The following is a 13,583-nucleotide window of genomic DNA, read 5'->3' as shown; positions in this document are numbered from 1 at the left end:
GATACCTGGCACGCCTGATAGCACGAGCCCGTCCACAGGCTGCACACCGTTTATCCCCGTGCCGTGGGCGGCACGGGCCGGAACGTCAGCAACTCCATTCCATCGTCCGGCATCCGTTCGATGCCCAGGACGTAGCCAGGTAGCGACTGCCGCGCCACCAGGGCGCGCAGATCGCACGCGAAGTCGTAGGGCTTGGCCGTGCTGCCGGACTTGCGGTGCAAATGCCGGAAGTCGAACTGCCAACCTGCATCCTGGCGCCCGCCGTGTTTCCTCACCAGCCGGTACAGCCAGCGCTCGATGCCGCCTGTGAGCCGGAAATACGCCGGGTCGATGGTCAGCACCAGTGCCGCATCCAGCACGCCCCCATAGAACCAGTCCGGCAGGATCAGCTCCAGCCCCAAGGGCGTGCCCTGGGTATCGGCCAGCTCCTTCCACTCGTTGATCCACGAGAAGCGGTGCAGCCGTCTTCCCGTGGTCTCCCGGATGGACGTGGCCACTGTCGTGGATTGCAAGCGATCCAGCGCCGCCTTGAGGCGCTGGTAGTCGCGCAGCGACGTACCGCGCCCGATGAAGCGCAGGATCTCGTAGGGTGTGGCCTGCATCAGGCGCGATGGCCGTAGGCCCGCATCGCGCGCTTCCACAATCTGGCTGGCCGCCCAGATCAGGATGTCCGCATCCCAGATCGTGGCGATGCCATGTTCCTGTGTTCCCTCCACGCGGATCGTGATGCCGCTGGCGCGGAAGTCGATCGGCGCAATACGCCGCGACTTCGCCAGCGAGAAGAACGGGAAGGCCATCAGGTCCTGGCTGTCGCGCGGCGCCATGTCGCCCGGCAGGGCGCGGAACAGATCGAGCTGTTCGCGTTCCTGCGAGGGTTTGGACATGGCGAAGCCCACCCGCGCACCACCGATCAGCGCGCACGGCTGTCCGCCGAGTGCTGCTCGGCGTACTCGGGGTCGGACGTGCTCTCAAAGCTGCGCTCTGCGGCCCAGGCGTCGAGGTCGGCCACGGCGTACATGACGCGCCGGCCGAACTTGCGGAACTTCGGGCCGCCCCCCATCACGCGCTGTTTCTCCAGCGTGCGTGGAGACAGCCGCAGATAGTCTGCGGCTTCGTCGTTGGTCAGATAGCGCTGGGGTTGCGCAGCAGTAGTTGTCGGGGCGGCAGCGGGCCGCAAGGGAGCAGGACGCATGGTGAGAACCTCCATAGCTTTCAAAGCTCCGGCCACACAGCGCAACCGGATGGAGGCAGTCTCAGAAAACGAAGCCCTCTTGCTCAGGGTCGTTTTGCGTCGTCTTCAAAACGACCCTTCTCAAGTGGCGAAAGTTGTGCTAGGCAGCGGTAGCCGCCGCGCATCAACGCATCGCCGCGCCGAACCAGTCGGCGCACCTTGGAGCGCAGGCCGCCATCGGCGTACCAATCGGCCGCCGCCTCCTCGCCAAACAAGCCTTCGGCGATCTGGTGCAAGGACGCACCCGCGAGGGTGGCGTCGAGCGCCTGCAAGGTGTGCAGTTCCAGCAAGGCGGCAGGTGGCGGCCTGGGCCGGGCCATGGGTGCTGCGTCAGTGGTCAGGCCGCCACGTAGATGCGCGTTCGCTCCGCCACGATGGGCATAGGCCACGGCCATGCCATCTTCCACGCCCGGCGCCAGCGCGAAGCGCATGCAACGGCCAGGGCTGCGCGCGATCAGCGCCAGCCCCTTGCCGTCGTGGATCAGTTGCTTGTGCCCGGGAATGCGCCAGAACGCAAAGGGCTCGGCATCCACGGGCGGGTCGGCATCCGGGTAGAGCTGCACCACGGCAGCGTGGCCGGGCAGCCAGGCCGGTTGCGCGTCCCGCGCATCCAAGGCCGGGTCTTCCAGCAGGCGCAGGCCCCAGCGGTGTGCCGCTGGGGGTGCAGCTCGTGGTCGGCGATGCCGGCGCAGCCAGTCGAGTCGGTAGTCGGGGTGGCGGCGCAGGTACTCCCAGGCCAGCGCGAGTGCATCCAGGCCCAAGACGTAGAGGTAGGCGGCGGTGGGATACCAGTGCGCGTGGTGGTGCGCGTAAAGCTGGGGATCAACCATGACGATAGCTCCTGTAGAGGTTCAGGAACGTCGCCACGGCGAGAACCACGGAGCTATCGCATCAAGGTCAAAACATCATCAGAATCGGGGTGCGCTGTCATCATGGGTAGTCAAGACCGATTGGCTCCGGTGTATTGCGGAATCTGTCCGAATGCGACGGCCGCATGACCCCAAAAATGCCATGCGGCAGACACCACCGTGCCGCAACCCGCAGAGAAGATCGTGACTGTTTCCAGCACAAGCGCAGTGCTTGTGCGCAAGAGTGCGGATTCAGACCGGCCCGGTCTGGAGCAAGACGGAAATAGTCTCAATGCGCCCGGCTTGGCCGGGGCGCGAGCGGCTCAGTCCACGACGGAACCGTTCTCCTGAGCCAGCCGCAGGTACTCCGACAGGGGGCGCACCGCTTTGAAATACCGATCCCGCATCACGGGCTGCTGGCGCGGTCCGACGATCGAGGCCAAATCGCTCAGCTTTATGTGCCCTAACTCGGGCATGCCAATGCCCACGTCCATAACTCCCCAAGCGGAGTCGCCGTCAGTGGGATTGAGCGCGGCCAGCAGCCAGGTGGCATGGGCGTCCGGCGTGAACAGCCGCACCACGGGCAGCGGGTCGATGGCCTGACCGGCGGCTCGGGCCTGGCCGTGGGCCAGCAGTTGTGTGCGTTCCTCGTCGGTGATGAGTCGGTTCATGACAAATCCCTTCATTGCACGAATCCGCAAAAGCGTGAAAGCGCAAAGCCACTTTGGCGGATTCAAAGAAAACCACGGATGCGGTTCCGTTACTTCGCGCCTTTTTTGAAACTCGTAAATGCGGATTTCTGTAAAAGCACAAAAGCGGCAAACCAGCAAAAGCGAACACTATAGGTTGTAGCTCTAAAGAGCGCAATCGGATGTCATCTTGGATTTCAGGGAGATCCAAGGTTGGCAGCGAAACACACATTGTCGGAGGCATTGAAGACCATCCGCAAAGCACGGGGTCTGAGCCAGGAAGCCTTCTCGGACGTGTCCAGCCGCACCTATCTGAGTTCGCTGGAGCGCGACCTCAAAAGCCCCACCTTGAACAAGCTGGCCGAGCTGTGCGAGGTCATGGAGGTGCACCCGCTCACGCTGCTGACGCTGGCCTACGCGGGTAAGAGCCAGAAACAGGCCGAACAGCTTCTTGCACAGGTGCGGCGGGAGCTGGAAGCGGTGGCGAAGGAAGGCAGTGTGCCGTAGTCAGATGCGAGCCAGTCTGGTCGAACAAGCGTAAGCTGGAGACAGGATTGCAGCTGACGGGGAGCATGAATCGGTCCGCTGCTGAACTGGAGCATCAAGCGCTATTGGACTGGCAATGGCACTCATAGCAAAGTCACTCACCATTTGGCTCGCCATCCTCTTTTGCGCCGTTGCCAACGGCGCTCTGCGTGAAGGCGTTCTCATCCCTCATCTCGGCAAGGCTCCCGGATTCTTTCTGAGTGGGGTACTGCTTTCCGCCTTGATTCTGGTCATCACCTTTCTTGCCTTGCCATGGCTGGGGGTTCACCGGCCAGCGCAACTCATCGGGATCGGCGTATTTTGGCTGGTCCTCACCCTCGTCTTCGAACTTTCATTCGGTCGGTTTCAGGGCAAGCCGTGGGCCACCATTCTGGAGGCCTACACGTTCAAGGATGGCAACATCTGGCCGGGCGTTTTACTGGTCACCGCGGCTGCGCCCTACGTTGCGGCTCGGCTTAGAGGTTTGCCGTAATGGCAGAGGGACCTAACGCGGCTTCGCCCGCCCGTCACATGCGACACCGCACATGACCAGCGCGATGCCGACGATGGCCATCGCGCAGAACCTTGAAGCCAAAGCCCAGGTGAATCCGACGGACATCCTGATTTTCATACAGGACGATTACTCGGACTGGTCTGTCGGCCATGGCCGCTTTGCCATGGGATTGGTGCAGCAGGTTGAAGGCGCTTACGTGAAACGCTGAGCATCTCGGGTCGGGGGGGCCTTGGCCCTTGTATTGCCCGGCCCCAGCGGCAACACGCTGGGGTTGGTGCCCATGCAGTGCTGCGCAAGCAGCACAGTGCCCCGCCGCGATGGGCGGGGCGTCGCGGCCGTCAGGCCGCCTGGGGCTTGTTGCGCGACCAGATCAGGTCGTGCGTGCCGTCCTCGCCTTCGATCAGGCGGGCATAGACCGTTGCCGGGAACGAAGGATCATCAAGGGTGCAGGACACGTAGGCTCGGCCGGCCTCGCTGGTTTTCTTCCACCCCGCACCCACATCCATGCTCGAAGCCTGGATGCGGAAGTCCGGGGCGTTCTCATTGCCGCCCTTGTCGTTGGGTACTAGCTTGGCCTTGACATTGAGCGTCAGGGTGCGAAGCGTGCCGGTGAAGCCGTCTTTGTCTGCGGTGAAGGTGCCGATGTTGGCCATGATGAGTTCCTCTTTCGGTTGAACAAGGTTCGCGCCCATCGCGTCCTTGTTGTGATCCGGCCGGCGGGGGACGGGCTGGCTGCACCGCTTGCGGTCGCAACGCAGTGGAGAGCCGGGAGGCGAAAAGAATTTGGCCCGCGAGGAATGCGCCGAACGCAGTGACAAAGCAGGGGAAATTGTTTTCGCAGGACGGTTGCAGCCATGAAGCCCGAGGCGCAGCCGCGCCACCGCCAGGATTCACGACAACACAAGGACGCCTTGGGCCGAACCACTCCGAAAGGAGACAGGGCCGACTCGGCATCCCTGCATGAAGGCTGCACTGGCACGCCTCTGACACGGGCAAGAGCCACCCCCAACCGACCAGGGCGAGAACGCCTCGCCGCACCTTGCGGCGCTGTGCTTGAAGTGTGGGATGGATGCGCCATAGTGAGGCCGGGTACCGTGTTCGTAAACCGTCCTTCGTGACGTGATGGGCGAGACCCGCCAGCGTCGAGGACGGCACGCATTCACACAACCTGCCGCAGCAAACCACGGCGTATCTGCCGTACCCTGCCCATTGCGACGGGGCGCTGTCCTGGCCGATCCGGCGCTGCCGGTTCGGCTCTCCATCAGGGGCGCCAAGCCATGCGCGGCGGGGATAGCCCACTGGGCTTTCCCCCGGAGGCAAGCGAAGCGCGCAGCGCCGCAGGCGCGAAGGCGTGAGGGATAGCTGCCGAATGGCCGTGACGGCGAAGTCGGCGCGGGGCACAGCCCAATAGCCCGGCGGCGCTTGCGCCGACACGCCCGGATGTTCAATCCGCGAAGCCGAGCGCGGTGGCAGCGAGCCGTCCGATGTCGAGTCGGCTCCCTATATCTCCGTCGCTGCCATCTTCGAGCATCCAGGCCGTCGATAAGCCCGTCCATGCGAGTACCCATTGCAGAAGCCGCTGACGCTCAATGCCAGCAATTTCTGTGATGAGTTCGATGCGGCGACTGAAGTTGTCCTGCGCCAAGTCACTTTCACCGTCGGGGTTGCAAAAGATGTTGGCATAGTCGAATGCTCTTTCGCCGTACAAGCCCTTGGGATCTATCGCCAACCAACCCAACTCGCCAAAGTCGAGCACATTGCCGTGATGAATATCGCCGTGCAACACGGTTACGTCGCGCGGCGACGCCAGCAGTTCGTGGGCCGTGCGTGAGCAGCGGCCCCAAAAGCGGTCATGCGCGGGAGCCGCAATCAGCAGCGTATTGAACCATTGCGTCAACGGAACCAAAGGGGGTAAAGGCTCAGGACGTGGCCTGTGCAGATGCGAGGCCGTGGCGCACAGGATGCGCGTCACGTCGCCGTCATGCCCCCTTGTTGCCATCTGCGCAAGCGAGGCCGAACCTTGCGCGCGCACCATCAACAGGGCTTCGCCATCGTGGGCCAGGACAGGAGCGGCCCCATTCCCTTTCCACCACACCATCAGACGGTTTCCTGCCAACTCCTCGGCCTCGGAAGAAATCTTGAGCATGGCAGGCACACCGTGCTGACGCACCGGAAGGAGATGGCCGCTTTGCGAGGCAAAGGAATCACCATCTATCTCCAGATTCCATCGCCTCAGATATTTCTCAAACATGGATTCCAATTCAATTCATTAGGCTTTCCCGGATCGCTGTCTGAAAGTTTGACATATCCAGTGTGGGGCACCAGAAATAGATGCCATCGCCTGAGCCACCGCGAAAGCGGCGATATTCCGATGTGGCTGTTGCTCTTGAACACCGGGCGCGGCCACTGCCGCGCCCGGATTTTGCGTCCACCGCGCCCTGGGCGCGGTTATTCCTTCGTCTCGATGAGCCACCACACGGCACGCCGCAAGGCGCGGCCCGTGATGGGGTGAATGTCGGTCAGGTCGGCGCGGGCTGACCAGCCCAAAGGGGGACGGTAGCCGCGCACGTCGCCATCGCCGTGCCAGCGGCGGGCGCGTACCGTGCCGGGGGCATAGATCGCCGCCATGCGCGGGCGGCTGGTGGTGCGGGTCATGGGGTCTACTCCTTCCAGCGAAGCGCCCCGGTTTAAGGCCGGGGCGCTTGCTATCGGCGCAGGTCAAGCAGCCAGCGCCACGGCGGGTTCATCCACCATTGCCTCGGCATCCTCCGGGGCGTCGTCCTGCTCCTGTGGTTCCGCCTGCGTGGCTTCCTGCGTGCCTACAACCTTGAAGATGGCAGGCATCCAGCCCGTTCCGTTCGCCAGCCGCTCGGCTTCGCTGGCAATGTCGGCCTTCTTGAGCTTCGCCAGCCGGGTGACGGATTCCGGTGCAAACGCGCCCACGGCATCCAGAATCACGGCCTTGGAAACATGCTTGAAGTAGCCTTCGCCGGTTGGCTTCCACCATGCGGCCATGTCGAGGCCCACGGCCTGCGCCAGTTCCTCGCCGGGCTGGTGCGGCGTGGCGCGGGGCGTCACCACGTCCACCGTGGACGCCACGCACACGGCCAGCAGCTTGACCAGTTCGCCTTGCTCCATCGCCAGCAGCGCGGCGAACAGTTCGGCGCTGTCCTCGGGCAGGGCAAGACCTGCTACCTGTTGCATCTCGCGCAGCGCCACGGCGGCGGGTGATTCAGGCCAGTCCGGGGCCATGCCTTCTAGCCGGTCTTGCACCGTCAAGCGCACGCCCAGCGGCAGGTCATGCCCATAGTGGCGTTCCTGCAAGACGGTTTGCACCATGCCATGCACCAGCGCAGCCAGAGCCACTTGCGGATGCCGGGCCACTTCAATTTGCAGCGCGGCGGTGCGGTGGGCGCTCAACCGTTGGGCCAGCCGATCAGAGATAGCGGCCTTGGGCGCTTCGTGGTCCTCGCCGTCGTCGTCGTTCTCGGCTTCACCTTCCGCGCTACCGAACCCTTGGCGCAGCCGCTCCAGCGTGCGCAGCGCCTTGGCCTCTGCCTCGCGCAGCAGGCCGCGATGAATCACGGCCTCGCCGTTGCGGTCGATGGTCACGATGGCACCGGCTGCGGCCTTTACGCTCGCGTCGTACCCCTGTAAACCGTCTTCCAGCGTCTGCAACTGCTCTCCCAGCCGTTCGCCTTCTTCTTGCAGCGCGTCGGCCTTGTCTTCGTCTTCGGCGTCCATCGCAGCATCCACCGCTTCGGCTACTTCCTGAATCTTGGCTTGCAGCTTCTCGATGCGCTGCGCTTCGCGCTTGTTCGGCGCGCGGCGCTCCCTCGGGGCACGCTGGAAGGCTTGCAGGTCGGCATACGTGGCGGCGGGCGCGGCATCCACCCATGCCCAGCCTTCGGCCTTCACCTCGGCGGCAATACCTGTCAGCCGGTCTTGCGCCAGCCGCTCCAGCAATGCGGCATCGTTGAGGTACACGCCCGCATCGCCTTCCGCGAACAGGTCACGGCGAACACCGCCGCCCGCCTGCTCGTAGGCGTCCAGCCCGACGAAGCGCACCAGCGGATGGCGGTAGGCGTCAATCTCGCGTTCCGTCAAACGGTCACGCAACGCGGACGGGCTACGCTGCCACGTTGGCGCGTCATAGAACGCGGCTTATGTGGAGCAGAAGATTATGCCGAGCATGGTCTCCAAGACGTTGATCCACGGGGGCAACCTCTGGATCTGCTCGGCATAACCGTGGTGCCGTAATACCTCTGCCTATGTCGCGTTGCGGACCTCGGAAAGCATGGCGATGAGGGTGTCGGATGGTGGCCGGAACTTCCCTGGTTTGACTGACGGGGGCATGTGAGCAGCCAGTACTGCAAGCTTCTCCGCCGGATCGGCGCGCAGGTAGGTTTCGGTTGTCGTGATGTTGGCGTGTCCGAGCCACAACGCGACCTTGCGGATGTCGCCGGTGGCCGCGAGCGTGTGCATGGCGCAGCTATGCCGCAGAACGTGAGGCGTGATGCGCTTGTGCAGCAACGAGGTTTGTTTCTGAGCGGCAACTGAAACGTGCTGGGCGAGTCGATGGGCGAAGCCGTCGCGGGTCATGGGTTCACCGTTGCGGTTGAGGAACAACTCCGGTGCCAGTACTTTGGGGCGAACAGCGAGCCAAGCCCGCAGCGCCATCTGCGTCTCGCGCCACAGCGGCAGGACACGCTCCCGGCGACCCTTGCCAACAATCCGGACCGTCGCCAGTAAGTTGCTAGGAAAGCTGTCCAGGCGCAGCGCCAGCAGTTCGGCCACCCGCAGACCTGCAGCGTAGGTCAGGTGCATCATGGCTCGATCACGCATGCCGTTGGTCGTGTGGGTGCTTGGGGCGGCCAACAGCGCCTGAATCTCCTCGCGCGTCAGGTAGTCGATCAGGGCGGTGTCGGTGCGCTTCTGCGGCAGCGCACGAATGCGAGCGGCCTGGTCAAGGCAAGCCGGAACCTGGTATTCAAGGTAGCGGAAGAAGGCTCGAATAGCCGCAAGCCTGGCATTGCGTGTGCGAGCACAATTGCCGCGGCCAGCTTCTATGTCGTCGAGGAACTTGAGCACCAGGTCCGGACTGAGGTCTTCGACGCAAAGGTCGCAGGGTCTGCGGCTGAGCCTCTTGGCGGCGAACCGGATCAACAGAGAAAAGCAGTGGGCATAGGTCGCGACGGTATGAGGACTGGCGTTGCGGTCGCGCGGCAGATGCTCTCGCAGGAACGCAGTCAGATGCGGGGCAAGATCTGTCATGCCATCTCTCCCCGGAAGAGTTGCTCACCCGCCAGGGCGATGTCGCGCATCAAGACCGGCGTCGCTTCGAGATACCAGTACGTCTTCGTGACGTCTACATGCCCGAGATAGGTGCTGAGCGCCAGCATGTGGTTGGCGACCACTTGCCGATCGTGGGAGCAGGACTCCAGTGAGCGCACAGCGAAGGTGTGCCGCAGGTCGTGCAGCCGCGGCCTGGTATTGAACCCGACGCACGCAATCCCAGTTGCCGCAGGAGCTGAGTGAATACTTGTTGTGCGCAGCGCTGATTCGGAGCATGGCCAGTGGTCACCACGAACAGGTCATCGCCATGGGAACCAAGCTTCGCGCGGACCGCGAGGTAGCGGTCCAGCGCCTGCCGCGTGGTCGGATGAAGCGGCAAGAGCCGACTCTTGCCGAACTTGGCATTGCGGATGATGAGTCCGTCCTCGGTGAGATCTCCGCGCTTGAGCGCCAAAGCCTCGGATATGCGCAGGCCAGCCGCGGCCAGCAGGCCGAAGAGATGATGGTACGTATGCGGCCTGATCGACCCTTCGGGTCCCAACTTGAGCGCGGCGTCCATGATGGAGCGGACGTGGTGAGGGTCCAGTAGATGCGGCGTCGGCCGTGGCAACTGCCGCCCAAAGGCTCCGGCTGGCGGCAGCTCGTGGCGTACATCCTCCGCATGGAGAAAGACACAGAAGAGTCTGATGGCGTTGTAGAAGGTTCGTGCCCGGTTCGGCGTGGAAGCCTTGCGGCACCACTCGAAGATGCGGTGAGACAGAAGGTGCTGATCTCCACGCTCCTCTGCATAGCGGGCGAACTGCCGCAAGATGCGCTCTGGCGCGTCGAACTGGAGTCCGAAACCACGCCGCATTGCGACATAGCGGATGACGTCGTCGCTCAGCATGGTGCACCTCCCGGCCAGGGCTGGGCGACACGGGCCAGCATGGTCACGTCGACCTTGGCATAGATGGCCGTCGTCTCAGGCGATTGGTGACGAAGGATGGCACCAACGGCTTCCAGGCTGGCACCGGCCCTAACCATCGAGGTCGCCAGCGAATGGCGGAACACATGCGATCCTGTTGGTCCACCCTCAATACCGGCGCGAGCGCGGGCCTTTGCGACGAGGCAAGCGATGGCCGACGACTTCAAAGGTCCCTGCGGTGCCTGAAGGCGCAGAAAGACGTGGTCTTCCCGTACGCTCGGGCGAGCTTGCTCGATATAGGCCAACAACGCATCCCCGGCATCTTGCGGCAATGGCAACTGCATCGCCCTTCGGCTCTTGCCAGCTACGCGCAACCGCGCAGTCGTCCAGTCAATGTCTGACAGCCCAAGCTGGCAGATGTCGCCGGCCCGCATCCCGAGCCGGGCCAGCAGCAGGATGATCGCTCGATCACGCAGTCCTGCTGGTGTACTGGCGTCACATGATGCAATGATCTGCTCGATCGTTGCCGGGCTCAGAAACCGTGGCAAACCGGCGTTGCGAGGACCTCGAGCGAAGGGGACGGCGTGTATGAGTTCGGGACGGCACGCATCGTTGGCCGCGAGATACCTGAGATAGGACCGCAGCACGATCGCGGTCAGTTGCACGGACTTGTGGGATCGGTTCGCGGGCTGGTCCAGCACGACATTGCGAATCGTGATGGCGTCATACGTACCCGGGTCAGCATCCAGCGACGGTAGCCAGCGCGTGGCCTCGGCAAGATAACGCACGACCGTCTGCTTGGTGACTCCGCATCGATGGACAAGCCACGCCCGGAAATCGGTCAGGCGCGGGTCCTCCGCTGTGACACTAAGCGGAGGCACCAGGCCACCGTCACGCAGGAATTGAAGCAATGCGGACGCTCCGCGCCGCCGTTCAGCCACACCCCAAGCGGTCACGGTCCCATGCTTGCGACAAAGAAAGCACCTGCAATCGTGTTGCGCAAAGCGTTCGACATCACGACCATCCACATCCTGCGCTTGAATGCGAGACAAACGAAGCCAGTGGACGAAGTGCTCGGCAGCGGAAGAAAGCATGCTCCGGGTCCCTCTGCTGTATCCCCGCAGGATGAGATGGTTGCCGTAGGCCGGAAGTTGAGCTGCAACTGGCGCATGATCTTCGGGAACAGGTATGGCGCCGCGATCTTCGAGGTAGGCAACGAACCGCCGGACATTGGTGATGTAGCCCGGCCGCTGCGCCTCTTGCGGGCTGTAGCCCTGTCCGTGAAAGCCCTGGCATCGGCATTGATGGCGTGCAAAGCGCTCGACGACAGTGGCCCCTACCTGAGCAATGGAAATGCGCCGCGACCGCAGCCAGTACAGGAAATGACGGGCCGCGCTGGCACGGGTCGCAAAGGAAGGAAAGCCGCGCTGGGTGTCGAGGTACTCGGCAAGCAAGGCGTCGGCCTGGGCTGCCTTGCTATGCCTGGATGACGTATGAAACGTCGGGTTCGGACTGGCGATCATGTTGATCCTTCTTCTGGTTGGGAAGAAAGGATCATGGTTATGCCGAGCGACTCCAGAGGTTGCCCCCGTGGATCAACGTCTTGGAGACCATGCTCGGCATAATCTTCTGCTCCACATAAAGCGCCTTATGTCGTTATCGGGATAACGCGGCTTCCTGCGCCGCGTGGTCATCCGTCCCGGCCAGGGCCATCAACTGGTCAAGGCTGAGGGCGTCGGCGCGGTAGTCGGCCATCAATCGGGGAGACACGTTGGCGAGCTTCAAGCGGCGCTGCACCACCAGCGGCGTGACGGAGAAATCCGCTGCAATGTCCTCGATGGGCCGGCCTTCGGCCACCAGCGCCGCGAAGGCTTCAAACTGGTCTGCCGGGTGCATGGCTTCGCGCTGCACGTTCTCGGTCAGGCTGGCGGTGCGCGCCGTGCCATCGGCCACCTGCAGGCAAGGCACGTCCCATTCCTTGCTGATGCGGTGCTTCTTCGCCAGCAGCTTCAACGCAGCGAGGCGACGGCCACCGGCCACGACTTCGTAATGCTCGCCATCGAAGGCGGGAATCACGATGAGGTTTTGCAGCAGGCCCACGCGCTGGATAGATGCGGCCAACTGAGGGACAGGCATGCGGGGGGTGGTCTTGCGCACATTGCGGCCCGTAGGGCGCAGCACCAGCCGCGACAGCGGCACCAGAATCATGTGCTTGCTCGGGTCGGCGGCTTGCAACAGGTTGGCGACGCTGCTGGCTGCGGTGGTGACGGCGCGGGCTTCGGTAGTGGTAACGGCGTTCATGGTGAATCTCCAATCAAGTGAAACAAGGAAATGGAGGGGAACCGCCCCTCCGGCGGGGGAAGGTTTCAGGCTTTGAGGGCGCGCATGCCATCGGCCAGCAGCCACAGGGCACGGTTCAGGCGAATGTCGGAATCAATGCCCTGCACGGGTCGGGTCTGCTGCCTGCGGCCATTGGCAGAGCGGCCATGCAATCCGCCTTTGGTGAGGTTTTCTTGGGTTCGGTTGAACACACTCCACAGGTCGGGGCGGCGATCCTCGAAACGGCGTGGCATCAGGATTTGCGATTCCGTGATGGGCGCGGGCTTGTCCGGGTCGTCGTACTTGAGGGCCAGCGCAGCGCGGGCGAACACTTCCGATTCGCCATCGTCCAAGGTGATGCCGCGCATCAGGTCGCGCGATTCCTTCACCTGCTCGAAGCTGTGCAGCACCTCATAGGCGCCTTCAATGACTTGGCCCGCCACGTCGCCTTTGTGCGGTACGCGCACATCCGCGAAGGTGTCACCAAACACAAGCCCATTGCTGCACGCAAAACGAAGCAATCCGGCCAGCATCTGGTAGCTGCTGGTGCCGTCGTGCGAGTTCAAAAGGACGATTTCATTGGCCTCCGCGCCGTTGATCTGGCTGGCGTGCCGCAAGCGCATCATGTGTTTGGTGAAGTCGCGGCGGTCATCGCTGCGCACGCGGGTTTGGCACACCATGAAAGGTTGAAACCCTTCTTTGCGAAGCTCGGTCAAAACCGTGGCCGTGGGGATATAGGCGTACCGCTCGGAACGGCTCTCATGCGGGGCGTCCGCGAAGATGGACGGGGCTACGCGCCGGATTTGGTCATCCGACAGGGGGTAGTCGGAACGCAGTGCGGGGGAATGGTTGGCGAAACGGGATGCGAGTTGCATGGTCTTTCTCCTGACAAAGTTGGCTTTTGAAGAAACCGCACACCGGATTCCTAGATTCGAAGCCCAGCCTCGTGGCTGTTCGGTGCGGTCGGCACGAAGAACCCGGTTGGCCTCGTTGCCACCGTCTTTCCTGAGTTCATCGCCCGCGACGAAAGGGAGCGCGCGGACGGGGGCCGTCAAGGAAACCAGCGCAGGGTTGGTGCGGCCCGCAGGCGCAGCCGAGGACACGGCCCTGCGCGCCTTGACGGCACACGGCCGCGGGCTACAGTCGCGAGCAAGGTGATGGAGTCAGGAAAGATGGCTGGACAGGCAACGGCCCCTTCCACCGCCGACCGCACGGCAAGCGCAAGCGCGCAGGCCCGAAGCTGGAAGCCGGGCCGGAG

Annotated in this window: 14 protein-coding genes and 2 pseudogenes; 3 read left to right on the top strand and 13 right to left on the bottom strand. The window is 63.4% G+C overall.

Annotation, left to right across the window (positions count from 1 at the left end; genetic code table 11):
• Positions 1 to 50: 50 nt before the first annotated feature.
• From IPG65_RS01970 to IPG65_RS01955, 4 genes are all read right to left on the bottom strand, one after another.
• A complete protein-coding gene (locus IPG65_RS01970) occupies positions 51 to 884 on the bottom strand; it encodes a replication initiator protein A (protein WP_293187616.1) in 834 nt (277 codons plus the stop codon).
• 26 nt (positions 885 to 910) lie between these two features.
• Positions 911 to 1,192: a helix-turn-helix domain-containing protein gene (locus IPG65_RS01965; RefSeq protein WP_293187615.1), complete on the bottom strand. Its 282-nt coding sequence runs from the start codon at positions 1,190 to 1,192 to the stop codon at positions 911 to 913.
• An 83-nt stretch (positions 1,193 to 1,275) separates the two neighbouring features.
• A complete protein-coding gene (locus tag IPG65_RS01960; protein ID WP_293187614.1) occupies positions 1,276 to 2,061 on the bottom strand; it encodes a DUF2285 domain-containing protein in 786 nt (261 codons plus the stop codon).
• Between the two features lie 341 nt (positions 2,062 to 2,402).
• Complete coding sequence (locus IPG65_RS01955) at positions 2,403 to 2,750, bottom strand: DUF2958 domain-containing protein (RefSeq protein ID WP_293187613.1); 348 nt, start codon at positions 2,748 to 2,750, stop codon at positions 2,403 to 2,405.
• Positions 2,751 to 2,981: 231 nt separating this feature from the next.
• On the opposite strand from IPG65_RS01955, the gene IPG65_RS01950 reads away from it, so the two are divergent.
• The 3 genes from IPG65_RS01950 to IPG65_RS01940 all read left to right on the top strand — a co-directional run bounded on the left by IPG65_RS01950 (position 2,982) and on the right by IPG65_RS01940 (position 4,015).
• Positions 2,982 to 3,275 carry a helix-turn-helix transcriptional regulator gene (locus IPG65_RS01950; protein WP_293187612.1) on the top strand — a complete coding sequence of 98 codons (294 nt, stop codon included), beginning with the start codon at positions 2,982 to 2,984 and terminating at the stop codon, positions 3,273 to 3,275.
• A gap of 115 nt (positions 3,276 to 3,390) precedes the next feature.
• Positions 3,391 to 3,786, top strand: a complete 396-nt coding sequence (locus IPG65_RS01945; RefSeq protein ID WP_293187611.1) for a hypothetical protein — start codon at positions 3,391 to 3,393, stop codon at positions 3,784 to 3,786.
• 52 nt (positions 3,787 to 3,838) lie between these two features.
• On the top strand, positions 3,839 to 4,015 hold the full coding sequence (locus IPG65_RS01940) for a hypothetical protein (RefSeq protein WP_293187952.1): 177 nt from the start codon (positions 3,839 to 3,841) through the stop codon (positions 4,013 to 4,015).
• Positions 4,016 to 4,145: 130 nt separating this feature from the next.
• On the opposite strand, the gene IPG65_RS01935 is transcribed toward IPG65_RS01940, so the two are convergent.
• The 9 genes and pseudogenes from IPG65_RS01935 to IPG65_RS01895 form a co-directional block, all read right to left on the bottom strand.
• On the bottom strand, positions 4,146 to 4,460 hold the full coding sequence (locus tag IPG65_RS01935; protein WP_293187610.1) for a DUF736 domain-containing protein: 315 nt from the start codon (positions 4,458 to 4,460) through the stop codon (positions 4,146 to 4,148).
• A 791-nt stretch (positions 4,461 to 5,251) separates the two neighbouring features.
• Positions 5,252 to 6,058, bottom strand: a complete 807-nt coding sequence (locus IPG65_RS01930; protein WP_293187609.1) for an aminoglycoside phosphotransferase family protein — start codon at positions 6,056 to 6,058, stop codon at positions 5,252 to 5,254.
• Between the two features lie 197 nt (positions 6,059 to 6,255).
• Positions 6,256 to 6,462, bottom strand: coding sequence for a hypothetical protein (locus IPG65_RS01925; protein ID WP_293187608.1), 207 nt, complete (start codon positions 6,460 to 6,462; stop codon positions 6,256 to 6,258).
• Positions 6,463 to 6,525: 63 nt separating this feature from the next.
• Positions 6,526 to 7,971 (bottom strand): annotated as a pseudogene (locus tag IPG65_RS01920) (chromosome partitioning protein ParB); the annotation flags it as partial.
• 105 nt (positions 7,972 to 8,076) lie between these two features.
• Complete coding sequence (locus IPG65_RS01915) at positions 8,077 to 9,081, bottom strand: tyrosine-type recombinase/integrase (protein WP_293187607.1); 1,005 nt, start codon at positions 9,079 to 9,081, stop codon at positions 8,077 to 8,079.
• 94 nt (positions 9,082 to 9,175) lie between these two features.
• Complete coding sequence (locus IPG65_RS01910) at positions 9,176 to 9,988, bottom strand: tyrosine-type recombinase/integrase (RefSeq protein ID WP_293187606.1); 813 nt, start codon at positions 9,986 to 9,988, stop codon at positions 9,176 to 9,178.
• Positions 9,982 to 11,529: a site-specific integrase gene (locus IPG65_RS01905; RefSeq protein ID WP_293187605.1), complete on the bottom strand. Its 1,548-nt coding sequence runs from the start codon at positions 11,527 to 11,529 to the stop codon at positions 9,982 to 9,984. The genes IPG65_RS01910 and IPG65_RS01905 overlap by 7 nt, the downstream gene beginning before the upstream one ends.
• 145 nt (positions 11,530 to 11,674) lie before the next feature.
• Positions 11,675 to 12,307: pseudogene (locus tag IPG65_RS01900) on the bottom strand (ParB/RepB/Spo0J family partition protein); the annotation flags it as partial.
• Between the two features lie 65 nt (positions 12,308 to 12,372).
• Positions 12,373 to 13,200, bottom strand: a complete 828-nt coding sequence (locus IPG65_RS01895; protein WP_293187604.1) for a DUF932 domain-containing protein — start codon at positions 13,198 to 13,200, stop codon at positions 12,373 to 12,375.
• Positions 13,201 to 13,583 lie beyond the last annotated feature (383 nt).

The organism is Ottowia sp., from assembly GCF_016703145.1.
GTDB lineage: Bacteria > Pseudomonadota > Gammaproteobacteria > Burkholderiales > Burkholderiaceae_C > Ottowia.
The sequence above is the reverse complement of the archived record's forward strand: the minus strand, read 5'-3'. Positions and strand labels throughout refer to the sequence as shown.